The organism is Bordetella tumbae (assembly GCF_054780995.1).
The window spans coordinates 231,470-255,697 of record NZ_BAAGVG010000015.1 but is presented as its reverse complement, the minus strand read 5'-3'; the positions used below and the strand labels follow the sequence as shown (position 1 = coordinate 255,697).

Genomic DNA, 24,228 nt, shown 5'->3' with positions numbered 1-24,228 from the left:
TCCCGCGCTTGCAGCCTCGAAGGTCTCGACTGCCTGGGCATGTGCCGGCAACGCCGACGAACATGGGGCAAGCATGGCCCTGGGGCGGTCTGCCTGCCCGCAGGAAACGGCACCGCACCACAACCGTTTTCCTGTGCTGCGGGCAAGAAAAAGCCCCTCGAAAGGGGCTGGAGGAATCAGGCTTGGTACACGAAGTAGTGCTCGCGCTGACGCGGAAAGAACACGTGTTTCCACGTGTCGCCGCTTGTGTTGCCACCGTCGAAGACGACCATTTCGTAGTCGTCCACGTCGGTGTCCACCAGGTCGGCGCTGGCGATATGGCGCATGTGCAGCGTGCCGCTCATGCGCTCGAATACCAGGATCTGGCCGATGGCATCTTCCTGGCTCATGGCGTTGACGCAGGCTCCGAGTTGGTGCTCGAAGTCGGATGCGGGTGTGATGAGGTCGGGGAACATGGGATCGCTCCTGTGAAAGTGCGCCGGCCCGGCTCTCTGGCGGGAGACCGGGCCGGCATGCGGTGAGGACAAGGAAGGCCGGGGATGTGTGTGGCAGCTATTCGCCGGCCAGCGATAGGCCCGGCAACACGGGTGCGTCGGCATCGAGGATGAGGATGCGCACGTCGGCCTGGCCGGCCAGTTCAAGGATCTGTGCCAGCTCGTCCGGCATGCCCTTGCTGCGGTGCTCCTGCCGAAGCTGCTCGGCGGCGATCCCCTCGACGTCCTGCAGGTGCTGGTCCGTCCAGGGCGTGGAGATCAGCTTGACGCCGATCGCCGGGCTGTAGGGAATCCGGAACGCGATGAACAAAAAGGCCTCCGGCGTCGCGAGGTCAGCCAGGTTGGCCAGGTACTGGCCGGTTTCGCGGCTGATGTGCGCGCTGCTGATTTCCCAGCACCGGCTGTAGTAGCCGGTCTCGAAGCTCAACCGCTGCACGACTTCCCGTGCGGCCTCGGCCGAATAGGTGTCGCCAATGTGGACGGGGCGGCCGTCGAAGTCGTCGCCGTGGATCGCGTACACCACGGCACCCACCATGCCTTCGCCGCTGCCCCCTTCAGCCGCGTCGCATTCGGCGATCAGTGCGGCGCCGACAGGTTCGGTGCCAGTCCTGACCACCGCGAAGTCGCTGGTGATGATGCAAGGAGAAGAAACCAGCGCCGCGTCGCAGAGGTGCTGCTGGCTCGGGTGGATGTTTCGCCAAACATGCGGGCTTCCGTCCTCGTAGCTGATGGACAGCGTGCGGACGATTTTCAGATTCCAGTAGCCGCGTAGAAAGGGATTGGGATTCTGGGACATGGGATTTCTCCAACAGAATAATGATGGAGCAAATCCCCGCCACCGGGAATTGACCCCGGTGGGTGGAAAGAAAGGAAACAGCGTCAGGTGACGCTGATCGTTGGCGTTTGGGCCAATCGCTCGGCGACGCGCCGGCGCAAATTCATGCGGAATGGCTCGTCGCTGACGCCCGCCAGCAGATTGATGGTCTCCAGCGCGATCAGGGCCGAAGCCTCTTCGATGTCGGCGGCCACAATGGTCTTGCGCAATTGGTCGCCGAGCTGGAGGGCCTGGGAGGAGGAGCTGATGAAGCGGACCTCGCGGCTCAGGTAGCAGCCGTTGCCGCCGAACTCGAACAGCCGCGGCTTGCTGCAGTACCAGCAGCCCTCGAACTGGATGGCGGTCAGGTGGTGCCCGTCATCGAACCGGGTGGCGATCAGAAACAATGCGTCGAGATCGGCGGTGTCCTCGAACGAATGACGGTCGATCAAGTTCCCCAGCTCTTCGTCCTCATCGGCACGGAAGTGCACGGCGAGCAGTTCGAGCAGCGGCGGGATCGACAGCCCTTCGTCGTCCGGCATCGGAATACCGAGTTGCGTGGCCAGGTCTTCCAGGCCATCGAGCACGTCCGGCCATTGCGGATTGGTGGTCTCGGCGATCTGGGCGATGTAGGCCTGCCCGTTGCCGGGGTGGCTCTCGTCCAGCGCGAAGGCGCCGAACAGCGCCTGGATGACGGGCGTCACACGGTCGAGCACGAGAACGCCGGTGGCTTCGTAGTAGTTGTTGGCCATGAAGGCTCCTTTCGATGAATGAACGGAGCCAGCCCTTGCGGACGATGGCATCCGCAGGGGAAACCGCCTGATGCCGGATGGCGCTGGGCGGGGAGAAAACGCGAGGGACATGGCCTCGAACGAGGCGCATGTCCCTCATGGGGTCCCGTGAACGCAGTGATGAAGGTGTGCCAGGGACCGGCTCACCAACCGCTGTAGTTCAGCAGCAGGTCGGCGATCACCTGGCGACGTGGCAGATCGAGGCCGTCGAAGTCCGACAACCCGTTGAAGTGGCAGCGCTTGAGCATGGCACCGCCCTCGCGCGCGTTGTAGAAGCTGACCATCGCGGACAGGAACATGCGTTCCCCGCTGCTCAGGACGCCGAGGGCGTCGTTGAGCCGCAGCATGTCGGGACGCAGATCCCACTTGCTCTTGGCCTGGTTCAGACCTTCACGGGTGCCATCGCCAAACCATTGCGGGCCGGCGATTTCGACACCACGCTTCCAGGCCTCAAAAAAGGCTTGGGGCGCAGCGCTGAAATGCCGTTCTTCCCGAACGATCTGATCGACGACTTCCTGCGGCAGTAGCTGGTTCATGACGTGATTCCTCCAGTTGGATCAGGGAATGGCGAGCTGGGACCAGCCGCCTCTTTCGAGGGCACGTTGAGCCGCAGCATGGCTGCGGAAGTACTCACGAGATTCCCGCGAAACGGGACCTTCGGTATCGCGCGTGCCGATGTAGTGGCCGGCGGCGCTGTGCAGGACTTCGAGCGGCAGGAACTTGCCGCAGTAGGTCAAGGCCAATTGACCGAATCGGCCGAAAGAGGCTTGCTGGGACATGGATGGGCTCCTTGGAAAAGCGGGGCCCTGTCCCTCACGGGATGGCAGCTCCCGCACGCGGTTGAAAAAAAAGCATCAGCGTCTTGGGAACGCGCGTCCGCGCAATGGATGCGATGCGGACTGGTGGGTTGCGCGGAGAGAACCCCGCGGCAGCCTGAAACCCTGGCTGCTGGCATGTGCTGACGAATCAGCGGACATGCGGACAGCTTCGTGAGGGTGCCGCGCCACGTCAGTTGGAAATCGGCATCTGGTCCAGCCCCGATTGATGTGCGCAGGACAAAGAAAAGCCCCGCAACGAGTGCGGGGCGGTCATGACGGTGCGGTGAGGCTGGATCAGCGGGGCTTGTCACCCAGGACATGCTGCTTCCAGATGGCGAATGCCTCGTCCGCTGGCAGCTCGGCCAGGATGATGATGGGCTGGTCCTGTCGGCTGCGCAGCTTTGCGAAATACGCCGCGCGGTCGGCAATGGCCTTGAGCTTGATGCCCTTGAGGAACAGCAGCCGGCCGTCCTTGATGAACAGCACCTTGTTGCCGATGTCGCGGTTGAACGCGGTGCGCAGCTTGCGCTCCGCATGCATGGCATCGGCCAACTGGTCCACGAGGAAGTCGAGCGTCATGTCGATGAGAAGCGGCTCGTCGTCCTCGCGTTCGACGTCGAGCGATGCCGGCGGCAGGCTCTTGGCGAATTCCTCGGCCTGGGCCAGCAGCGCGGCCTGGCCTTGCAGCGGGCGCACGAACGTCGAGCCGCCGTGTCCGTCATTGCGGGCTTCGGCGATGGGCCTGCCGTCGAACATGACGGTGGCGGTGAAGCACAGCGTTTCCTCGCTCGCGAAATCCGCGACCTTGAGGTTCTTGAGCGTGATGCGGTCTTGTCGGGTGATGGTGTCCATAGGAAGTCCTGTTATCGACCGGGTTGACGACACGCCCCTGACGGGACGCGGCATACATCCCGTGGGTTGGAGGAAGGTGGCATCGATGCCCGGTGGGCAGCGTTCGCCGGAGAGATGCCGGGGCGAACTGGCGGGTGGCGTGGGAGGAACCCACGGCAGCCTTGACACCCTGGCTGCTGGCTGTTGCCGATGCGTCGGCAATGCAGGAGGGAGGATCACGCGGCCCGCCGGCCGCGTCGTGCATCAATCCGAAGCGCTCGATCCCGTCTTGTGCGGGCACTGCAACAGCCGCTGGCCCAGCCACGCGACACACGGCACGGCCATGGAGTTGCCGATCGCCTTGTAGCGGGGCGCGTCGGCGGCGGGCTTGCCGCGGTACGGCACCAGCGTGTAGTCGTCGGGCATGCCTTGCAGCCGCTCGCACTCCACAGGCATCAGCCGACGTACCCGCCACTGCGACCAGTCGCCCGGGCCGGGGTCGTTCCAGTCGTAGCGGAAATGTGCCTCGAAGTCCGGTGCCAGCACATGGGGCTTGTCGGCACCGCCGCTGCTGGTGCGCAGCGCGGTCGAGACGCCATCGCCCAGTTCAGCGGCCAGGCCTTCGGTGCGACCGCGCAGCGCCACGCCGATCACCATCGGCCGGCCCTGGCCCGGCTTGCCGCCACCCGTGGAGAGCGTCCCGGCAAGCTGGCCGTGGCCGGATTCCAGCCGCAGCTCGCCGCGCGAGTTCTGCGCGAACGCGATGGCCGGCACGACGCCGGCATTCGCGTGGCTGAGGCGATGCCCGCCCGCGCGCAGCGTCGGTGCCCAGGCCATCGTTGCATCGGCTCCGCAGCCCTGGGCGGTGAAGGCGATGATCGGCACACCCTTGCCGGTGCCGTCCTCGCTGCAGCCCTTGCCGCCGTTGGCGGTGCTGAGCGTGTGGCTGATGCTGCCCGCGATGGACTGCGCCACGAAGGTCTCGACCTCGAAGTCGTTCTTCGGGCCAGGTGCCGCGGTCAGGCAGGCCGCGACGTCAATGGGGCCTGCGGTGTTGCCCCCGCCGAATCCGAACGTCACCGTGGCCTTGCCGTAGGGCTGCTTCAGTCCTGCATATCCCGAGTACCCGCCTGCTGCCGCAGCGCCCGATCCAGCAGCGCCGGCAGCGTCTTGCCACGGCACGAAGCCCGGCGAAGAATCCCCGCGCACGCCGTCGCGCTCAAAAAGTACCTCGGCGGGATCGACGCCACCTCCACCACTTGCCACAAGAAACACGCGACGGCGCCGTTGGGCGACGCTGAAATATTGAGCATCGAGCACGCGCCAGGCGATGCGGCGCCGGGGTCCAGACACACAACCTGCGTGCGCCCATTTTTGCCCTGGCGGTTCGAGCGCACGGCTTTCTCCAGCCAGTGCTCCCAGGAAGTGCCCGAAGGCGTTGCTGCGGTCGCTGAGGACGCCGGGGACGTTTTCCCAGACGAGCGTTGCCGCCGGGCGGCGGTCTTGGTGGCGGGTTTGGTCGATGGCATTTGCAAGCTCCACATAGGCAAGGGTCAAGGCACCACGTGGGTCGTTCAGCCCCTGGCGCGCGCCGGCCACGCTGAACGACTGGCACGGCGTGCCGCCGACCAGGATGTCGGGCGCTGGCACGGTGCCGGCGCGGACCTGGCGGGCGATCGCGGTCATGTCGCCCAGGTTAGGCACGCGGGGGTAACGGTGGGCGAGCACGGCGCTCGGGAACGGCTCGATCTCGGCGAACCACGCGGCTTCGAGGTCGAGCGGTTGCCAGGCGAGGCTCACGGCCTCGATGCCGCTGCAGACGCTGCCGTAGAGCAGCGGCGTGTTGCGCGGCGGTGCGCAAAGATTCGGGTGCATGTCGGTCTCCTGTTCGTATGGCGCAGGGCCATCGCCCTGGCCGGGGCGTTGAAAGGCAGGAGAAAGGCGCCGAAGGCCCCAGGGGCCTTCGGCTCGGGAGGAAAGAAGAACCACCCGTGGGCTGATTGGCAGGCCCGGTCGTCGCTAGAACCGTCTGCTCATCAAGCAATCACACCCGGCCCATGTCGTGGCTGGGGCCGGCATCGTCTGGCGCACATCCGCGCACAAAGGGAGCCCGTTTTTGCGCCGGCGGGCACCGGCACCGAATACCGCTGACCGCGAAGGGTCTCCGGATGGCTCGCACAGGCAAGCCATCGGGGGACCCTTCGCAGCGGCGGAAGGAATGCAGACGAGGAGAACGCGCGGGGTGCGGTTCGCGGAGAAGCCACCTTCAGGTCCCGCGGCCGGGGACGGCCGGACGGGACGCGCACACGGAGCAAGAAGGCGTTGCGCGCTGGGGCGTCCCGCAGGGCATGCGGGACACGGGCCACGCCGCCGATGGCGGGCATGGCTCACGGGGAACGGGGGCGGTCAGGCGCCTTTGCAGCCACCGCCACTGGTACGGCGTGGACGCGAGGCACCACGCCTGGACGTGCCGGTTGCCACCGGCAGCGTGCCTTTGCAGGCGGGGTAGCGACTGCACGACCAGAACGGGCCGCTCTTGCCGGTGCGCTGGCGCGTGGGTGCGCCGCACTGCGGACAAGCCGGTCCTTGGGGAACCTTGATGGACAGGGACGTGCTGCCGTACTGCGCGATCAACTGCGAAATCCATGCAGCCTGCTTGCCGATGAACACATCCAGGGTGAGTTGTCCGGCCTCGATCATGTCCAGCGCCTGTTCCCAGACGGCGGTGGTGCCGGGGTCGGCAATCGCCGCGGGCACGGCGTCTATCAGCGTGAGCGCCGCATCCGATGCGCGGATGGAGCGTCCCTTCTTCACGATGTAGCCGCGGGCGATCAGCCCGCTGATGATGTTGGCCCGCGTCGCCTCGGTGCCGATGCCCGTCGTGTCCTTGAGCTTCTGCTTCAGGCGCGGGTCGGTCACGAAACGCGCAACGCCCTTCATCGCCTTGACCAGTTCGCCCTGGGTATAGGGCTTAGGCGGCATCGTCTTGAGGGCCTTGATGTCGGCCCCGGCGATCTGGCATGCCATCCCGTCACGCAGCGCAGGCAGCACCTGGCTGCGCGCGGCACCATCGCCGTCCTCGTCCGCTTGCGGTTCGGCCAGCAGCAGGCGCCAGCCCTTGGCGACGACTTGCTTGCCCGTGGCCACCAGCTTCTGCTGGCCGCAGAAAAGCTCGGCCACGGTACGGTCGAACTCGTGATGAGGGAGGAACTGGGCCAGGTAATGCGCCCGGATCAGCCGGTACACCGCCTGTTCCTTCTCGCTCATGGCGGACAGGTTCGCAGGTTCGAGCGTCGGGATGATGCCGTGGTGCGCGGACACCTTCGTATCGTTCCAGGCGCGCGAACGCACGGAGCGGTCGAGCTGCTCCATGATCGGGCGCAGCGAGGGATCGGTGTTGAGCAGGCTGCCGAGGACCGTAGGCACCTCGGCGAACATGCTTTCGGGCAGGTAGCCGGAATCCGAGCGCGGGTACGTCGTGGCCTTGTGCGTCTCGTACAGGGCCTGAGCGATCTCCAGCGTCTCCTGCACGTCCAGCCCAAGCTGCTTGGAGCACACCTCCTGCAGGGTGCCCAGGTCGAACAGCAGCGGCGGGCCCTCGCGCACGCGCTCGGTCTCGACCGACACCACCTGGGCACTGCCCGCGGCGCGGATCTGCTGCGCGGCCTGCTGTGCGACGGGCTGCTGCAGGCAGCGGCCGGCGTCGTCGGTGCTGGCATCGTGTGCCACCCACTGCGCGGTGAACGTCTGACCGCCTGCGGACAGGGACACGTCGATGGCCCAGTACGGCACGGACACGAAGGCCGCGATCTCTCGGTCGCGGTCCACCACGAGTTTGAGCGTCGGGGTCTGTACACGCCCCACCGACAGCACGCCTTCGTAGCCGGCCTGCCGCCCGAGCACGGTGAACAGCCGGCTGAGGTTCATACCCACAAGCCAGTCGGCGCGCGAGCGCGCCAGCGCCGAGTAATACATCGGCAGCGTCTCGGCCGAGGGCCGCAGCTTGGCGAGCGCGGTGCGGATGGACGCATCGTTGAGCGCCGACAGCCACAGGCGTTCGATGGGACCGCGGTAGCCGCACAGGTCGATGATCTCGCGGGCGATCAGTTCGCCTTCGCGGTCAGCGTCGGTGGCGATGACAAGCTGGGTCGCCTTCGCCAGAAGCGCTTTGACGACCTTGAATTGCGTGGCGGTCTTCGGCTTGACCTCGACCCGCCACTGCTGGGGAATGATGGGCAACTGCTCCAGCGACCAACGCTTGAGCGCCGCGTCATACACCTCGGGTGCTGCCGCTTCGACGAGATGGCCGATGCACCAGGTGACCGTGACGCTGGAGCCGTTGAGGCAGCCTTCACCGCGCTGCGTGGCGCCGAGAATCCGGCCGATGTCTTTGCCCTGGGAGGGCTTCTCGCACAGAAACAGCCGCATGTCCGTCCATCCGCTTCCCGTTGTTCATGGAGTTGCTGGGATCGAGGATGCCGAGCGCCTGTTGGGGCAGCAGCAAACAAGCTGCATGCGGCAGCGACCGCTTTCACGAGATGGGATGGCTGAGGCGGGGATGGCGTGCGGCCGGCGATGTGCGAGTCGGGAGCCGCGATGTTCGGGAGCGCGTGGAAGCCGGTGGACGCTGGTGGCGCTGTCCCCTGGGGATAGCTCGCGAGGACATGGGGGGCGGCAACGTACTGCGGCCGCCCCCCCGTCGGATCACTTCCTGCGCTTGGGCTCCTTCGGCGCAGCCGGTTCCTGGGCGGCCTGGGGCTTGGGCTGCGCGTCCTGTGCGGTCTCCTGCGATTTGGGGCTCAGGACGACGGACTCGATGCGGAACGGCAGGATGCCGACGCTGCGCGCGTTGATCTGCCAAGTCTCACGTGGCTGATCCTCGTTGTCGGTCCAGGGTTCGCGCTCCATGCGGCCGACGACCAGCACGCGCATGCCCTTCTGGTAGAGGTCCTTCCAGTGCGCGGCGTCGCGGTGCCAGATTTCCACCGGCGCCCAGAAGCCGCCGCGATCCTCATAGTCGCCGCCCTTGGTGGGAACGGGGTTGTCGAAATACACGTTCAGCCGCAACAAGCGCCGCGGTTCGTCGTTGCCGTTGGGGAACTCCCGGTACTCGGGGGGCGAGCCGATGTTGCCTTCGCCCGAAAAATGCGTGCTCATGTTGCAATCTCCTTGGTGGTTGAAATACCCGCACCTGGTCGGCGCCGGGCGCGTGCTGGGATGCCCGGCGCAATCACCGATCGCGCATTGCGGCGGGAAAGGACGTGAGCCGGCGCAGGTAGGCGTCTTCCGCCTCGGCGGCCTTGCTGGCGCACTCCTGTGCCTGCCTGCCCAGGGTGTGCAACAGGCTGATCTGCATGTTCAGCGTGATGCGCTGCAGCTCGATCGCGTGCAGGTCGGCCAGCAGGTTGACCGGCGTGCTGGTGCTCGCCATCAGCTCCTGCCACAGGGCCACGCCCATGGCCGAGCGGTCGTGCCTGCGCCAGCGCAGGAACGTCGTTCCCGCGCCAGTGGTCTGCTGGGCCAGTTCCACGGGCAGCAGGTGGAAGGGATGCCCACTGGCCTGTTGCAGCACTTGTCGCTGCGCCAAGCCGATCAACTCGTCGCGCATGGCGAAGCACTGGCTGGCCCAGGCCTCCAAGTCCCCTTTACCTTTAAAAGGCTTTAAAAGGCCTTTTAGAGAGGCCGCGTGTTCCAGGCGCATGAAGGCTCCCTGTTGCAGGCCCCGGAAGTAGCGGGTCGGCTGGTTCAGATCGCTCATGCGGATTCGTCCTCGCCGGCAGTGGCTGCGTTTTCGGATGGGTCGGCAGCAGCGGCCGCATCACCATCGACGCTGGTAGCGGCTGCGGCAGGACTCTCACCGCGCTGTTGCAGACCACGGCGCACGATGGGTGGCGCAAACTTCGAGCGGCGCGTGCCTTCGAGCACGTCCTGCGGCAACTCGCCGAACTTCTCCAGCGCGGCCCGCGCTGCGGCATTCTTCGCCGCGAAATCGTCGCGGGTGCAGCCCGAATAGCGATACTGCTGGGCCAGCGAGAACAGGCTGCGCAGCGCGTGCGCGCCCTCGTTGAGCCAGCGCTCTAAGGTGCTGCGGTCGATCAGCGCGGTGTGGTGGGCGAGGATCAGCTTGCGCGCGATGTCGTCGTAGTCGGCCAGGAGATAGACAGCGGCAAAGCCCAACTGCGCATTGACGAACAGCGGCAGCTTGACGGGCTGCACGTTGAGGTTCTCGCCCAGGGTCAACGCGGCGGGCACGCCGGCCAGGGCCTGGTCCACCTGTTCGCGCAGCGTCTGCAGCGTGGTCTTGGTCTGGTCGAGCTTGTCCTCGATGCGCAGCATCCACCAGTCGCTGTACGGGTCGTCCTGCTCCGAGCCGCGCTTCATTTTGTTCATGACGGCGATGTAGCCGTTCAGGCCGACGATGCCCGGTCGCCCCTCGGCGGCGGCGCGGCCATGCCAGATGCGCGAGGCGTGGTGGGTGTGCAGCGTCAGCGACATTGCGCTGCGCAGGGAGCCGAGGTTGAGTTGCAATGGTTCGTTGCTGGTTGCCATGGTGATCGCTCGCTGGTGGACAGGGAGCCGCCAGCATCCGCATGCGGCGGAAGGCAGTCAGTCAACAAACCGAAATGAGCCGGCCCCCGGTTCTGTGCGCGCTGGCGGCGCAGCGCGCAACGGTCCCCTGGGGACCGCTCCGCAGATGGGCATTCACGTTGGCGCTCCGGGCCTCGGTCGTCGACGGGTTGCGTGCTGCACCGCACGTCGCGCTGTCGTTCGACACCATCCTTCGCAGCACGGCCGTCCCCAGGGGACCGTTCCGCTGAGCGCCATGGAGGTTTGCTTCATGGCCTTGCCAGGCGCTTTGCCCAGGTTTCGCGCAGCAGGTCGCGCCGTCACCCGGCGCTTCACCGCACAGCCGTCCCCAGGGGACCGTTTCTGCCAACCGCCATGGAGATCTACTTCACGGCTTTGACGAGCCCTGTGCTCAGGTCTTGCGCAGCAGGTCGCGCAGGCGCTCGATGTGCTGCCGGGCCACCTCGGGCGGCACGACGTTGCGCGGCGGCTCGGATGGTGGCGCTCGCGCCGCCGATGGTGTTGGCGGTGCTGGGCCGGTCTGCTTGGCCCACGCATTGAACTCGCCGCGCATGGCGCGCTGGATGATGCCGAACAGATATCCGGCGGGGTTGCGGATGCCATGCTTGCCGCACCGTGCGGCCCATTCGTCCAGCACGGCCTGCCCCAGGGCAGCGTCCACCTGCTGCAACGCCATCCTGGCTCCGGCCTGCTGTTCCGCTTTCAGTTCCGCGAAGCGCTTGGGCCATTGCAGGTCGCCCAGCGCACGCGCCTGCGCGGTAGTACGTACTTCATTAATACGACTACTACGTACTGTACGGTCCTGCTTCGGATTCCGAAGAGCGCCGTCTGGCGCGGGTTTCGGCCCTGCTTCGGATTCCGAAGAGGGGCGTTCGCCATTCCGAAGAAGGCTCGCGGGCCCTTCTTCGGAATCGTGGATCGCATCCTCCTGTGGATAACTTTCGGTGGCGGTGATGCCCTGGTCGGCCAGGCGCTCGGCGAGCACTTGCAGCCGCGACGGCAAGGTGCGTCCGGACAACATCGGGTCGTCCGCGATCTCCTGGAGGGTGTTGAGTCCCACCACCTGAACGGCCTTGGCCGAATGCCCCAGCGACTGGCTGACCAGGGCCAGGTAGTCGGCGTCGAGCTGCATGGCCTCGAACGGTGTCAGGGGTTCGTCATGCAGGACGTAGAGGTTTCCGAGGATGCGGCCGGTCTTGGGGTCGCGCCGTCGTCGCACGAGGCTCAGCCAGCGCGTCAGGCGCAGCAGCGTCAGCGCCCGCGCGACGGTCTCGTGGGAGGCTTGTCCCGCGCAGGGCATGGACGCCAGCCAGGGGCGCAACTGCTCATAGGTCGGGAACGCCGTGACGCCGTCGTCGTTGAGCATCAGCCGGAACACCTGCCAGGCGTTGCGCTCCAGCGGTGTCAGGCGGCGGTCGAGGAACAGCCGCCGCGGCACGCTCTCGTGCCGATTGCCACTGAACAGGAAGGCGTCGCCGGACGCGGCAGGCGTGGGCACTGCCATGGGCGCTGGCGCGCTGGGATGTGGCTTGGGCGTGAGGTCCTTCAGCGCAGCGTCGAACAGGTCGGCGAGTGCGATGGGGCCTTGACGCGGGGCTCGTGGGGCGGTGTCGTCCACGGCCATGGCCTAGCCCAATCCCTGATCGACCCAGTTCCTGATCGCGGCCCAGACCACCGAGAGCGGCAGTGACATGCCCTCGGCCAGGTCCATGGCCGCATCGAGAATCGAGGTCTCGTCCTCCAGATCGACGTTCCTGCTGCTGGTCACGGCTTTCCATTGCCGCCACAGTTCGGTGTCCTGGGTCTCGTCCAGGACGGGGTGGCGCCCCTTGCGCTTGGGCAGGCCGAGGATCTCCCGCCGCAGGGCGACTTCCTGATGGGTCAGGCCATAGAAGCGGCTGACCATCTCCGTGCTGGCCCCCAGCCGCAGCATGCGATCGACCGTGGCGATTTCCTTCTCCACGTCCTGTGCCTGGTTGAGCAGGCGCTGCAGCACTTCGCGGTTGACCGTGACCGAGCACCACGAGACGCTGGCGTTGGCCAGCACGCTGATCAGCGCGGGGTGCTTGAGCGCATCCAGCTCGGCCTCGCCGAAGCCCATGGCCTTGCAGCGGCGCAGTTGGCCGTTGCGAAGGTCATACAGCGCCTGGGCGATCACGGCCTGGTTGAGCGGATGCGATGTGGACATGCGACCTCCCTCGCTCACGTCCCGGGCGCCGTGGTGCCGGCTTCCAGGTCCAGCAGACGCCGGGCCAAGCGGAGCAGCCGAAAGAGCTTGACCAACGCCGTGTCGCTCAAGCGCCTTGCGCCGCTGCCATGGCCTTGGCTCTGGCCGTGCAACAGGGTCGGCAGGTCGGCGGCGAGCTGCGCGCCGTCCAGGCCCGCTTCGGCGACGGGCTGACCCGTCAGGGAAGTGAGGAGCGTCAGCACCGCGCGGCCGAGCGGCGACGGGGCTTGGCCGCGGGCGCGGCACGCAAACCCGATGCCATCGGCGCGATCCTCGATGTACTCGTCCAGGCCTGCCTCCCCGGCGATCTCGCGCGCGAACTGCGCGATGTGGATGCGCAGCCGATCGGGCGTGTCCAGGCCCGCGTCGATGTACCAGACATCGGAGATCGGATAGAGTCCGCCGGCTTGCACCGGGATGGACTGCAACACGCTCGCCGAGAAGTCGGGCGGCAGCGCATCGCCCAACTGGTCGGCGACCATGCGCTGGATCGACTGCAGCCGTTCGGTCGTCGGTGCCGGCGAGACGATGTGCTCACGAAGCAGATCGCTCGGTGCAGCCGCCGGGCTTCCCGTGGCCGCTTCGCTAGCCGCCGTGTCGTCGTGGCGCAAGGTGGGCTCGGACGCCGGAGGGCTGGCGGGTGGAGGACCGGCCGCCGCTGCAGGCGTGGCGATGGACGATGCTGCGCCCGGCGGAGTCGGCGTGCCGGCGGTGGGCGAAGGCAACGCCGGCTGCGCCGCAGGTGGCGTCGGGTCACTGACCAGCGCCCGGTGGCGGCTTTCCGATTCGGTCAGGTCCAGCGCCAGCACGTCGTAGCAGATGCCCAGCAGCTCGGACATCTGGCCGATCAGCTCGTCTTGCACGCGCTGCGGCGCGAACTCGTCGCCCTGCGTGTCGAACTGCGCCAGCACCTCCTGAAAAAAGCTGTCGAAGTCCAGCGGCAGCGAGCGGTCCTTGGCGTAGTGCTCCCAGGTGCGTTTGCAGGCCGTGCGCATGACCGACAGCCGCTCGACCTGGTGGCGCCCAAGGCCGCCATAAAGCACGGTGGGAATGGCGGGCAGCAGGTAGCGCACCGCGTCGGCCATGCGGGTGATGTGCGACCGCTGGACGGGGAAGCCATCGGCCGCCAGGCGGCGGGCCAGTTCCGACTGGCTCAGGGCGGCGCCGCTCTCCTGCTCGTAGAACTCCCGTGCTTTCTCGACGCCGAGCGCGCGCTCGATGAACGTGAGGCCACCGCGCAGTTCGTTCTCGGCAAGATGCCCGGTCAGCGCGACGATTTCACCGCGCTCCGGCCATGGTCGGAACAGACACGATATGCGGAAGAAGCGTTCTTCCTTGGTCTCCGACCAGAGTTCGCGCAGGATCGCCAGCCGCGTGTTGCCGCCGTTGCGGATGATGTAGTGGTCCCCGCCGGGCCGGCGCGTGATAGCCGGCGCCGCGTCCAGGCCGCGCTCGCGGATGGACGCCTTGATTTCCTCGTAAGCCGGGTTGCGCTTCATGCGCGGGTCATGGTCGTAGGGCCGCAACTGGTCAAGCGTCACGACCATGGGCGTGTCCGCGATCGGGTCGCTCAAGGCCGTAGCCGCTGGGCCGCTGCGCTCGAAGCCGGCCGCGAGCAGCTTGCCTGCCATGTCCTGCGAGGTCATGTCAGCCATGGCCGCACGCCTCGCAGTCCCCACGACCGCCGGCCGGCGCCATGCGGGCCTCTCGCTCGGCGCGGCGGATCTGCGCACGGGCGTTCAATTCGGCCCGGTGGTCACTCGCTGTCGAACTCGTGTAGATCGCCGCGCAGCCGGCCTTGGTGAACTTGAGGTGCCCGCCCGGCGTGCGCTTGACGTGCCAGCCCTCGCCGACCGCGAACTCGATCAGGGCGCGCAGCCGCTTGTGGCCGCGGGCCAGCTCATGTGCGTTCGCCATGGGGCCTCCCAGGATCAAGAGGTCGCTGCGGGCGGCCGGATACTTGAGCCAGTCGGTCCTGCCATTGCGGGAACAACTCGCTGGCGAGCGCGCGCATCGTGTCGAGCGCGGCAGGGGCGACTCTGCCGGGCGGCTGGCGGTGCTCGACCCGATGCACTGGCAGGCCGCGCGTTGCGGCGCGTGGATACGCTTCTATGGCCGGCACGTCGGTGGCGAGCACGCGGATGCCGGCGCTGTCCTGGAACAGGTCGCGCAGGGCCTGCTGGATCAGCCGTGCGTTGGCGGACACCGGGTGGACGCGGTTGATGAGCAAGTGCAGCGGCGGCGGTTCGATACCCAGGTGCCGGTACGGCGCAATGTCTTCGAGCAACTGCATGGTGCCGCGCCGCAGCTCGCGTGCCGCGAGGATCTCCGGCGTGACGGGCGACAGCGCGAGATCGGAGGCGAGCACCGCCATCTCCAGCAGCACGGAACGCGCGCCCTGGGTGTCGATCAGCACCAGGTCGTAGAGGGGAGCAAGTGCTGGCAGCAGATGCCGCAACCGCAGGCGGCCATCCGGCGCATGCAGCAACAACGTGTTCAGCTCGCCCCGGTGGTCGTTGGACAGCACCAGGTCCAGGCCCGCGATGATCGTGCGGGACACGAGCTGGCCAAGGTCGCGCTCGTTGAAGGCCAACAGCTCATAGATGCCGCCCGGCGCGCGCTGGGTCAGTTCGTAGTAGGAGGACAAGGTGGGCTGCACGTCGAGATCGAGCAGCAGCACGCGCAGGCCCGCGTCCGCGGCGAGCCCGCCCAGGTTGGCGGCCGTCGTGGTCTTGCCGACGCCGCCCTTCGTTGAAATGATGGACACGACCTGCATGGCGCTCTCCGGCTGGGAATGGGAAGTCCGCGGGAGAGCGGGTCAGGTCCGGTGGTTGAGGCGCTCGGCGATCCACTGGTCGATTTCGATCGAATCCCAGCCGACAGCGCGCACGCCCAGGCGCAGCGCCTGAGGGAACTGGCGCTTCTTCATCAGGTTGTAGATGTGGGCGCGTTTGAAGCCGGACTTCGCTTCGACTTCATCGAGCCGCAGGATGCGGCGCTCGTTCGGCGGGAGTACAGGGGTCTGCGACATGGCGGTCACTCCTGAACGCTCGGTGGCGTTTGTTGGCGTGACCTCTATTCAATAGACCTGGCTGCGGAAAGACATTGCAAATGCAATCTCCGCGATTGCACATACAAGCTGGATAACCTCATGCGCTTGCGCTACGAACGTACCTCTTAGCGTTGGCGAACTTTCCGTTTAAGGTGCGCTCAGTGATGCCCATGGTGCCGCCGTAGTGGGCGACCAATGCAGAGACAAGGGCCTCCTGCGTTTTGAAGCTGGAATAGGGCACGCCTGAAGGCGACTGGCTCAGCATCAGCGTCAACATCCCTCCAATGATGTTGAGATAGGTCGTTTCCGCCCGTTCGCTGATCTCGCATTGCTTGGATGCCAACAGCACCGAGGATTGCTTGAGTAGCGTGTCGTGCTGCTCCTGCAGTTCTCGCATCTCACGTCGGGCTTGTTCAAGCGCGGCCTGAAGGGCCAGCCGCTCCACGAGGATCGCCTGTCCTGTTTCCATGGTGATGAAAGGATGCGCCATGCGTTCGCCACGGCTGAACAGAAATCCTGGCCGGTGCTCGGGATAGTGGGTGCGCATCCAGCGTTTTAGATCGACATGGCGAACAGTCAGATCCAGAGAATTGAGCAGCTTCGGATCATTGAGCGTGATCCCGTTCTTGCCGTAGGGCAGCTCTCCGTTGAGGATGCCGTCATAGATACGTTCCGAGTGCAGCCGGCACTCATTCCATCGAGGGCAGTTCAGCGACCGAGGCAGGACACGCGGTGACGCGATCGTGGCCAGGATCATCGGGAGATACCGCAGCAACCCAGCCCATCGGATGGCCGCCTCGATGGGACGATAGAACACCTTTGATGTTGAAATGTCCTTGTGCATGTCTTCGTCTCCTTTCGGGTGCGCTACATCACCGGCTCCTTTCTTGCCCAAGGGCTGTTGTGTCGTTATGGCCTGCGACGGACGCTTGAGGCGATGCCCTAAGCGAAGGCGGAGGAGGCCATTGGCGTCCGCCGCAGGTGGCCTTGTCTTGCTTGATATGCAAGAATCGATCAGTTGCCGGCCCATCGAGCGATGAGGACGCAAGCTCGATATTGGCGCTCACGGTACCAGCGTCATAGGTGGCGCAAAGCCCATCAAGACCGATTTGGTATAGTCTGATATCCAGACGGTTCAAGACCAGCGAGTTGAAGCGTTCGACGCCCCTACGTCCAGTTGGTGACTGGAAATCAGCGGTTAGTGATGCATCGCTCCACATGCTGATATATCGACAAAGTATCTGCCGCAGTACCAGTGACCCTGCCAGGTTGCCCCAGCACATAGGAGACGGAGATGGCTGAACATTCCCATGAACATCAACATCACACATCCGGTCAGATGGGTAAGCACGGCCGACCATACGCCAAGTTCTGGGTGAACATGGTGTTGGGCCTCGTCGTCATGTACTTCGTAATGTTCAGCATGATCGACGGCGCCAGGGACTTCAGAAACAATCTCAACATGCTCTACATGGCGGTCACTATGTGGGCGCCAATGGGCATCTTCATGCTAGCGACAATGCCCGGCATGTTTCCAAACCGGCGGCTCAATCTCGTGCTGTACGGCTTGTTTGCCGTTCTCACACTCGGTTCTTTTGCCGCTACCCGTGCTCAAACCGGAATCGGCGATCGACAGTTCATCGCGTCTATGGTCCCGCACCATTCGGGAGCGATCCTCATGTGCCGCGAGGCGCAGCTCTCAGATCCGGAACTCGTCAACCTATGCCAAGCGATTTCCGATGGCCAGCGCGCGGAGATCGAGCAGATGAACCGGATTGCTGCACGCCTTCGTTGAGGCTGGCTGCCACTACACTGGCGCCGCGTTGCGCTCCGGCGAAGTTAGCCGCAGCGATGTAAAGATGAGTACTTGCGGTGTTCCGATGCCGGCGGTTGTGTCCTACAGCCGTCCAGGTGCCAGGCAGTCCACGCGACACCACCCCGCGCTGCCTGCGGAGCGAGCGCAAGTCATGATCGTCGCAAGTTGGAGTTCGATAGCGAACCCGCTCAGCAGCTGGACGCATCAGGCGTAACGACGGGTGGATGGATCATCCTTGGACGCTGGTGGAAGTGGTTGGATGAACTTTGTTGCCGAGGGCGAAAAACAAGGCTATAATTGAGTTCTTCGCTGATCACCACAGTGGAGAAAGTGATTGGGAAACAGAGACTTAGCGCTCTAGTGCATGACTCGTCTCCCGCTCCAGATTCTCAAAAAGCCCAAACTTCGGTTTGGGCTTTTTCTTTGCTGCTGAATATTCGCTGCACTGGCGCTGTAACACCTCCACAGCATGCGCAACGCATGCTGCCATCGCACGGCAGCCGATGCGGTTCGTTTGACCACATCGCTCAGCCTCTGTCCCAGAGCTCCCGGTAAAACTGAATCCGCGTCATATCTGGTTCAATGCCATAGGTCGAGAAGAAAAGCTCGTCGTAGCTGCGTCCAAAATTAACCTCCCAACTGATGCTATAGGTAGCAATAGCCAAGTCAGCCCAACGATCTGCAACGCCCAGCCTGGAAAGGTCAACGTGAGCGGAAAATCCGCCTTCGCTATTCAGCAGTGCATTCGGCACACACGGATCGCCATGGCAAACCACCAAACGCTCAGGCTCCGGCACCCGCTCGGTTGACCCAAACCATGTGCTGCGATATGGGCAACTGTGCACTGGCAACGCATCATGGAATCGCCGTAAGCCTGTCGCAATGGCGCGCACCGCGACTTCCGCTTTATCGCGCCACCGCGGGTCGACGGCTGGTATCGCGTCAATGGCCTCAGTGACCAGCCAGGCGGCGCCATCAACCTCGCCACAATCAACAACACGGGGAACCGCAACGAATTGGCCCGCCCAGCGTAGCTTCTCTGACTCCATGACGAGGTTTACATCCGCCCGCTCGGCCGGACTCAAGCCAACCGAAGGCTGCCACTTGATGTAGCGTGCTCCCTGTTCGCCGTGACAACGAAACGTCAGGCCGCCTAATTCATTACGCCATACAACCTCGACCGAATCCGTTCCGGCAAGGTCCAAAACCTTGCTCGGAATAGTGACGTCGCCAGCCGGAACGCCTGCCGCTACTCGTTCATGACTCATTTCGTCTCACTACCGTTGTCTCGATTCATATTATTGAATCACGGCAGTGATCGCTCCACCTGCATTCGCAGATGTATTTATCGCTCAACCGCGCCCAAGTTCCTTGCCAATGGCACGCTTTGCCTCAACGATGCGGCTCAGAAAACGATCACGCCAACGGCGGCGTTCCGGTAAAGCTTGCGCAGGCACGGTCTCACGCATGCGGGCTTCGATGCCGGCAATCAGTGCAGGGCCCCACTCGCGCGGGTCGGCCTGCTCTTTGGCCAATCCGTAGTACATCGGACCGAGATTTTCACAATACTGCGCGACGCCATTTGCCGCATTCAAATCGATGGTCGCAAACGGCCCCATGAAACACCAGCGCAAGCCTAGTCCGTCGGCCATTGCGGCATCTACCTCGCCAGGTGTGCAGATACCGTCCTCCACCAGACGAAAGGCCTCACCGAGCACCGCGCTTTGCAAACGGTTGACCACAAAGCCGTTGATTTCCCGCGTCAGTTGAATCGGGCTCTGGCCAAGTTTGCACATCAAATCATGGACGAAAGTCACCGTCGCTGATGCGGTGGCAGGCGCAGGAACGAGCTCTACCAACGGGATCAGGTGAGGCGGATTGATCGGGTGTGCCACCAAATATCGTTCTGCATTGGCCAACCCTGTCGTAAAACTCGAGGCAGGAAAGCCCGATGTCGAACTGCCAACAATCGTGTTCGCGCCCAACAACGCATCCATTTCCCGGTAGAGCGCTTGCTTGATCGGCAGTCTCTCTGGCGCACTTTCCTGGACATAGTCGGCGCCGGCCAATGCATCCGCCAAATCGACTGCTATCCGGCATCGCGCCGCGTACGACGCATCCGCAGCCGCCACGAAAGCCACTGCTGCCTCAGCCGCCTCAGGCGAACGATCATAAATCGTGACCTCATGCCCGGCGCGGGCAAACACCAATGCCCATGATGAGCCGACCACACCACACCCAACGATCGCTAGTTTCATTCCCAACTCATTTGCAATGACAGATCGGTCTTTGAACGGCCCTCGATCTCAAGAGGCCTGCTAGCGGTTCGCTCTCCATCGAGCAGAGCGAACCTCCAGGGTTGCATGGACCGGACTCAGTTCACGGTGATGTTGCTGTCCTTGATCACCTTGGCCCACTTGGCGATTTCGCTGTCGACGAATTTCCCTAGTTCTTCAGATGTCCCGCCACCGGCCTGGGCACCTTGTTTCTGCAGCGCGTCCTTGACCTCGGGGCTGCGCAGCACGACGTTGGCATCGTCCTGGATTTTTTTGACAATCGCTGGCGGAACGCCGGCGGGCGCGATCAGGCCGCTCCAGGTGTATGCGCTGAAGCCAGGCAGACCGCTTTCGGCCACGGTGGGTGTATCCGGCCAAGATGGATCTCGTTGCGCGGTACCGATCGCCAGCAGTTTCATCTTGCCATTCTTGACTTGCGGCCCTGACGACAACGCGGCATCGAACATCATGTTGCAGGTGCCTCCGATGGTGTCGATAATCGCGGGACCGCTGCCTTTGTATGGGATGTGCGTGAGATGAGTCAGGCCCGACATGGACTTGAACAACTCACCAGCCAAATGCGATGGCGAGCCCGGACCAATCGAACAGTAGTTGGCCTTGTCCGGGTTTTTCTTGGCCCAGGCGATAAAGGACTTGACGTCGCTGTAGGGGGCATCGGCCGGCGCCACCATCAACAAAGGAATCGTCATGCCGAGCACAATAGGCACAAAGTCCTTGACGGGATGATATGGCAGCTTGTCGAACAGGCTGATGTTCACGACATGCGGACCGCTGCCATTCATCAACAGCGTGTAGCCATCGGGCTCGGAACGGGCCGCGGCCTCGTTGCCAATGATGCCCGATGCACCGCCGCGGTTTTCTACCACCACGGGCTGGCCCCAACGCTGAGTCAGGCCCTGCGCCAGCAAGCGGGTCAGGATATCGGTGGAACCGCCAGCGGGATATGGCACGATGATGCGCACAGCGCGATTGGGATAGTCTGCCGCGTCGTCGGCCATGGCCGCCAACGGGGTCGCGGCCACCATCCCAAATAGACAGGTAGCCATCAAGGACCTGATTTTCATAGTGTCTCCTCTTTGTATTTTTTATGCGGGCCTTTCCGGCTCCGCGGCGTGCGGCATCAGGCCGCTGCGCGTTGTTCCCACCGCTCAGGCAGCACGTCATCCAGACCGGATGGTTCAGTCGCCGAAATAGTCGTACGCACGATGGATCGCAATTGATCGGGCCCCCAGGGCCTGCCACGATGCATGGTGGCGCGGTTATCCCACATGACGACATCACCCGGCCGCCAGCTATGCACGTAGGTATAGGCAGGCTCTGTGGCACGCTCGATCAGATGGGCCAGCATATCGGCGCCGTCCTGGTCACCCATCCCCTCGACGGCGCCCGCATGCGATGCCAGGTACAGTGAACGGCGGCCATTGACCGGATTACGCCAAGTCATACGGCGACGCACAGCCGGCAAGGCGGCATGCTCTTCGGGCGTCATCATGGCCCGATCGATTTTGTTGCGCGATGTGGCGTAGCTATGGATCACCACGGCATCGCGCAGCGCGGCCTGCTCGGCCGGACTCAACCGTTCCCAGGCAGCGCGAGTCGAGGTGAACTCGGTTTCACCGCCCTGCTCGGGAATGACGCGCGCCGACAGTACGGATGCCACGGCCGGCACCTGCTTGAATGAGCTGTCGGTATGCCAGAGTTGGTTGGCACGCGCGATGATCAGCGCCTTGTCGCTAGGCGGCACGATCTTTCCGTCCTGACCGATATTGTTCATCCGCGAATAGAACGTGCCATGCCCGGCCGATCCGACCTTGACCAATTCCAAGGGGCCGAACCCGCGCGAGAATGCAGCCTGCACATCATCGGTGATAGGCTGGTCTCGCCAGACCAATACGGAATACTCTTCGAACGCGGCAGACACTTGGGCAAAAACCGCCGCGTCGGATATTGCCTCGATCAAACCCACACCGTGAATTTCGGCGCCGAAGTCTGGATGCAGACGCTCGATACGCATGATGACCCTCCTGCTGACTGGGGACAAAAGCACACTGCGATACGCTTTGAAAAGCTTGCAAGTACTCTATCATCGAGCCCCGGAAAACAGGCCGGAAAGCCGCATTCCGACTGCATTTACATATATGTGAAAATCCTGACGTCGTGCCCCTGTGCCCCAATAAGCGTCCGTTTCTCAAGCGATCGAAGCTGACTCACCCCGCCTGCGTAGGCTTCGCGGCTTCCAATTGAGTGATGCCAGCATGCATCGCCGCAACGACCTCTGCTTCCTTTTCTTCCAACCGTTGCACAGGACCGGAAACTGCCAACGCGAACAGCCGGCCAAAGCGGCGCTCGGGCAACACCATGCAAATCCCCCCTGCCCCCTGCTCCAGCGTGTGCTTGTTGAATACGTAGCCGTCACGGCGCCCCTTTTCGACGTGCAGCATCAGCTCGGCCAATGACGTCTTGCTGGCTCGATCCGGCTCGTGAAAATTGACTCGCCGCACGAGCTCGACGATCTCTTCATCGGTACGCGCACCCAGCATGGCCCAGCCACTGCCCGAACGCGTGATCGGCCTGATCGTGCCGATGGGCACCGCATACCAGATCGGCAGACGCGATGGGATCAGGTAGACATACTGAACATACAAATCACTTTGTGCGGACAGCGTGACAGTTTCCCCGTAGGCCTCGGACAATCGCTGCATCAGGCGCAGCACCTCTTCATTCTGGCCAAACAGCGCGCGTTGCACCCAGTTACCCAGCGACGCCATACGCATGGTCGGCATATAGGTGCGCGAGAAACGGTCGTAGTCCAGGTAGCCCAGCGTCACGAGGCTTTTGAGCAGCGCCGAGGCGCTGGAGGGCGGATAGCCGAAACCCTGCGTGAAATCCTTTAGCGCCATAGGACGCTGCTCGGTCTCGAAGGCCTCAAGTATTTCGAACACCCGCTGCGAGGTTTTGATGGGTTTTTCCGGCATGGCGTAGAGCTCTGCGGCGCATAGGTCGCCGAAAGCATACGCCTTTTTCACCCAGGGTATCCATTCAGGAAACAACGACTTAATGTTCTAATGCAGATCTCGTCTCTCACCCAATTTGAAAGAGGGCCAGACTTCGGTTTAGGCCCTTTGTCTTGTCCGCCGGCGTATCGGTAGGACATTGAAGGACCACAGGCAATGGACATTGCATTATCGTTGTTGTTAGTGATCGTAGTATGGCAGGTGTTGCGCGTGCGTTATCAGCGTACGCACATCATTTTGCTCGGACGGCATTTAGCGAACCTGCAGCTCGAGCGCCACATGGAAACGCTCACGCAAGGGTATGTTCGCGCCATCAAAGCAGACACCGAGGCCCGCCAGCTTCAGGTGCTGGAGACCTTTGCCCCCACCGAGCGTTCCGTGGCCGCGCAGGTACTGTCACTGGCCAAAGCCATGCAACAGGAAAGCCCCCAGGACACTCCCGTATGCATGCTGTCGTTCTGTGTCCCATATATCGAGCGCTTTCTGCCCAGCATGACACGAGATTTTCGCGAACTGCTGCATATTCATGCGGCGGGTTTACGTCATGTCGTGGACAACAACGATGACTGGGATCCCAAAACCCGCGCGTATCACCTCTCGGCAGAGCTGTATCTGTTTCAACACAGCTGCCATTGGTTCTGCAAATCGCGCAATGTCGCAGATGCACGGCTGATGCTGCGGCATCAGGTGAATCATCAGAAGGTACTGGATTCGGTCTCCACCGTGACGCGTTTGGCTTATCAACAATGGCGGAATTAGGTCGTTGCGCCTATCGCAATAGACGATCGCCCTCTGTCCGTACGCATCCCTTAATCACCAATCGAAATGATCTGGTTTAATTGTTCGCACGCGGCCAGGAATACATCCTTGGGCGCGTGCTTCCATGGATGAGGCTTGGCGCCCCTCGCACGCCAATCGAATGATTTGGGTTGATGCGCCAAAACATAACTCGTGACACCCTTTGGACCTTTGAACTTGATCGCAAAAGGGTTGCTATCGTTGTACTCGGCCGTGGTCATAGGCAAACCAATCACGATGCTTGTCCTCTCATTAAATGCCATAGGCGAAAGCACCAGCATGGGATGCATGTTCTTCATCTCTCGACCCACCTGAGGATTGCAGTCGATCCAGATAATGTCGCCACGATCTGGCACCCAGGTGACCTTTACCATCAAAGCACCTCTGCACCGACAGGGCCAATCGCCATCGCTTCGCCACCGTGTTTAGCTGGGTCGAACTTCTCAAGCTTTTCCGCCAAGGTGAGTTTGCGCGGCCCGACTGGCTTCACCGTAACACCGACCTCATCCGTTGCCACCTCGACCTCAAGGCCCGCCTCGAAATGCGCCGAACGCGCGACCGCCGCGGGAATTCGAACGGCCAAACTGTTCCCCCACTGCTGAATCGTAAGTTTTGCGACCTTTGCCATGATGTCCAACCTCCTGTGACGTATTAACGAGTATATACACAACAGCATTACGTATCAACA

The 24,228-nt window shown here is 63.6% G+C and carries 27 protein-coding genes; 2 read left to right on the top strand and 25 right to left on the bottom strand.

Features of this window, described 5'->3' with window-relative positions; translation table 11 throughout:
- Positions 1–176 precede the first annotated feature (176 nt).
- The 18 genes from ACYVI2_RS13495 to ACYVI2_RS13410 all read right to left on the bottom strand — a co-directional run bounded on the left by ACYVI2_RS13495 (position 177) and on the right by ACYVI2_RS13410 (position 16,459).
- Positions 177–455 carry a hypothetical protein gene (locus tag ACYVI2_RS13495; protein WP_003116828.1) on the bottom strand — a complete coding sequence of 93 codons (279 nt, stop codon included), beginning with the start codon at positions 453–455 and terminating at the stop codon, positions 177–179.
- Positions 456–552: 97 nt separating this feature from the next.
- A complete protein-coding gene (locus ACYVI2_RS13490; RefSeq protein WP_003116829.1) occupies positions 553–1,290 on the bottom strand; it encodes a DUF5983 family protein in 738 nt (245 codons plus the stop codon).
- 83 nt (positions 1,291–1,373) lie between these two features.
- Entirely contained in the window at positions 1,374–2,060 is a 687-nt protein-coding gene (locus tag ACYVI2_RS13485; protein ID WP_003116830.1) for a hypothetical protein, read from the bottom strand.
- Between the two features lie 182 nt (positions 2,061–2,242).
- Positions 2,243–2,635, bottom strand: a complete 393-nt coding sequence (locus ACYVI2_RS13480; protein ID WP_003050375.1) for a hypothetical protein — start codon at positions 2,633–2,635, stop codon at positions 2,243–2,245.
- A gap of 21 nt (positions 2,636–2,656) precedes the next feature.
- Positions 2,657–2,878: a hypothetical protein gene (locus ACYVI2_RS13475; protein WP_003120032.1), complete on the bottom strand. Its 222-nt coding sequence runs from the start codon at positions 2,876–2,878 to the stop codon at positions 2,657–2,659.
- 333 nt (positions 2,879–3,211) lie between these two features.
- Positions 3,212–3,769: a hypothetical protein gene (locus tag ACYVI2_RS13470; RefSeq protein ID WP_041652386.1), complete on the bottom strand. Its 558-nt coding sequence runs from the start codon at positions 3,767–3,769 to the stop codon at positions 3,212–3,214.
- Between the two features lie 243 nt (positions 3,770–4,012).
- Positions 4,013–5,623: a DNA cytosine methyltransferase gene (locus ACYVI2_RS13465; protein ID WP_415818645.1), complete on the bottom strand. Its 1,611-nt coding sequence runs from the start codon at positions 5,621–5,623 to the stop codon at positions 4,013–4,015.
- Positions 5,624–6,154: 531 nt separating this feature from the next.
- Positions 6,155–8,176 (bottom strand): DNA topoisomerase III, encoded by a 2,022-nt coding sequence (locus ACYVI2_RS13460; protein ID WP_415818647.1) that lies wholly within the window; start codon positions 8,174–8,176, stop codon positions 6,155–6,157.
- Positions 8,177–8,452: 276 nt separating this feature from the next.
- The gene (locus ACYVI2_RS13455; protein ID WP_003120036.1) at positions 8,453–8,905 is read right to left on the bottom strand and encodes a single-stranded DNA-binding protein; all 453 of its coding nucleotides are present in this window, start codon (positions 8,903–8,905) and stop codon (positions 8,453–8,455) included.
- A 73-nt stretch (positions 8,906–8,978) separates the two neighbouring features.
- Positions 8,979–9,506, bottom strand: a complete 528-nt coding sequence (locus tag ACYVI2_RS13450; RefSeq protein WP_057393109.1) for a DUF3158 family protein — start codon at positions 9,504–9,506, stop codon at positions 8,979–8,981.
- On the bottom strand, positions 9,503–10,297 hold the full coding sequence (locus ACYVI2_RS13445) for a PFL_4669 family integrating conjugative element protein (RefSeq protein WP_003090099.1): 795 nt from the start codon (positions 10,295–10,297) through the stop codon (positions 9,503–9,505). Before ACYVI2_RS13445 ends, ACYVI2_RS13450 begins: the two co-directional genes overlap by 4 nt.
- A gap of 430 nt (positions 10,298–10,727) precedes the next feature.
- A complete protein-coding gene (locus ACYVI2_RS13440; RefSeq protein ID WP_057393110.1) occupies positions 10,728–11,960 on the bottom strand; it encodes an STY4528 family pathogenicity island replication protein in 1,233 nt (410 codons plus the stop codon).
- Positions 11,961–11,963: 3 nt separating this feature from the next.
- On the bottom strand, positions 11,964–12,524 hold the full coding sequence (locus tag ACYVI2_RS13435) for a DUF2857 domain-containing protein (protein WP_003090097.1): 561 nt from the start codon (positions 12,522–12,524) through the stop codon (positions 11,964–11,966).
- A gap of 14 nt (positions 12,525–12,538) precedes the next feature.
- The gene (locus ACYVI2_RS13430) at positions 12,539–14,218 is read right to left on the bottom strand and encodes a ParB family protein (RefSeq protein ID WP_415818652.1); all 1,680 of its coding nucleotides are present in this window, start codon (positions 14,216–14,218) and stop codon (positions 12,539–12,541) included.
- Positions 14,211–14,480, bottom strand: coding sequence for a hypothetical protein (locus ACYVI2_RS13425; protein ID WP_415818654.1), 270 nt, complete (start codon positions 14,478–14,480; stop codon positions 14,211–14,213). The genes ACYVI2_RS13430 and ACYVI2_RS13425 overlap by 8 nt, the downstream gene beginning before the upstream one ends.
- Entirely contained in the window at positions 14,464–15,339 is an 876-nt protein-coding gene (locus tag ACYVI2_RS13420) for a ParA family protein (protein ID WP_003090095.1), read from the bottom strand. The genes ACYVI2_RS13425 and ACYVI2_RS13420 overlap by 17 nt, the downstream gene beginning before the upstream one ends.
- A gap of 42 nt (positions 15,340–15,381) precedes the next feature.
- Entirely contained in the window at positions 15,382–15,594 is a 213-nt protein-coding gene (locus ACYVI2_RS13415; RefSeq protein ID WP_003090093.1) for an AlpA family transcriptional regulator, read from the bottom strand.
- 118 nt (positions 15,595–15,712) lie between these two features.
- Positions 15,713–16,459 carry a hypothetical protein gene (locus ACYVI2_RS13410; protein ID WP_003120040.1) on the bottom strand — a complete coding sequence of 249 codons (747 nt, stop codon included), beginning with the start codon at positions 16,457–16,459 and terminating at the stop codon, positions 15,713–15,715.
- A gap of 450 nt (positions 16,460–16,909) precedes the next feature.
- Between ACYVI2_RS13410 and ACYVI2_RS13405 the strand changes: the two genes are divergently transcribed.
- Positions 16,910–17,410, top strand: coding sequence for a DUF305 domain-containing protein (locus ACYVI2_RS13405; protein WP_003098996.1), 501 nt, complete (start codon positions 16,910–16,912; stop codon positions 17,408–17,410).
- A 548-nt stretch (positions 17,411–17,958) separates the two neighbouring features.
- Here the strand turns inward: ACYVI2_RS13405 and ACYVI2_RS13400 are convergent.
- From ACYVI2_RS13400 to ACYVI2_RS13380, 5 genes are all read right to left on the bottom strand, one after another.
- Complete coding sequence (locus ACYVI2_RS13400) at positions 17,959–18,699, bottom strand: phosphotransferase (protein WP_415818657.1); 741 nt, start codon at positions 18,697–18,699, stop codon at positions 17,959–17,961.
- A gap of 84 nt (positions 18,700–18,783) precedes the next feature.
- Positions 18,784–19,689 (bottom strand): 3-hydroxyacyl-CoA dehydrogenase, encoded by a 906-nt coding sequence (locus ACYVI2_RS13395; protein ID WP_415818659.1) that lies wholly within the window; start codon positions 19,687–19,689, stop codon positions 18,784–18,786.
- A gap of 116 nt (positions 19,690–19,805) precedes the next feature.
- Positions 19,806–20,792, bottom strand: a complete 987-nt coding sequence (locus ACYVI2_RS13390) for a Bug family tripartite tricarboxylate transporter substrate binding protein (RefSeq protein ID WP_415818661.1) — start codon at positions 20,790–20,792, stop codon at positions 19,806–19,808.
- 56 nt (positions 20,793–20,848) lie between these two features.
- On the bottom strand, positions 20,849–21,742 hold the full coding sequence (locus ACYVI2_RS13385; protein ID WP_415818663.1) for a TauD/TfdA dioxygenase family protein: 894 nt from the start codon (positions 21,740–21,742) through the stop codon (positions 20,849–20,851).
- A gap of 193 nt (positions 21,743–21,935) precedes the next feature.
- Positions 21,936–22,754, bottom strand: a complete 819-nt coding sequence (locus ACYVI2_RS13380; protein WP_415818665.1) for an IclR family transcriptional regulator — start codon at positions 22,752–22,754, stop codon at positions 21,936–21,938.
- A 144-nt stretch (positions 22,755–22,898) separates the two neighbouring features.
- Between ACYVI2_RS13380 and ACYVI2_RS13375 the strand changes: the two genes are divergently transcribed.
- Positions 22,899–23,501, top strand: a complete 603-nt coding sequence (locus tag ACYVI2_RS13375) for a hypothetical protein (RefSeq protein ID WP_415818667.1) — start codon at positions 22,899–22,901, stop codon at positions 23,499–23,501.
- A 50-nt stretch (positions 23,502–23,551) separates the two neighbouring features.
- Here ACYVI2_RS13375 and ACYVI2_RS13370 read toward each other — a convergent pair whose 3' ends face one another.
- The gene (locus tag ACYVI2_RS13370) at positions 23,552–23,914 is read right to left on the bottom strand and encodes a type II toxin-antitoxin system PemK/MazF family toxin (protein WP_415818669.1); all 363 of its coding nucleotides are present in this window, start codon (positions 23,912–23,914) and stop codon (positions 23,552–23,554) included.
- Complete coding sequence (locus ACYVI2_RS13365) at positions 23,914–24,168, bottom strand: AbrB/MazE/SpoVT family DNA-binding domain-containing protein (protein WP_415818671.1); 255 nt, start codon at positions 24,166–24,168, stop codon at positions 23,914–23,916. The genes ACYVI2_RS13370 and ACYVI2_RS13365 overlap by 1 nt, the downstream gene beginning before the upstream one ends.
- Positions 24,169–24,228 lie beyond the last annotated feature (60 nt).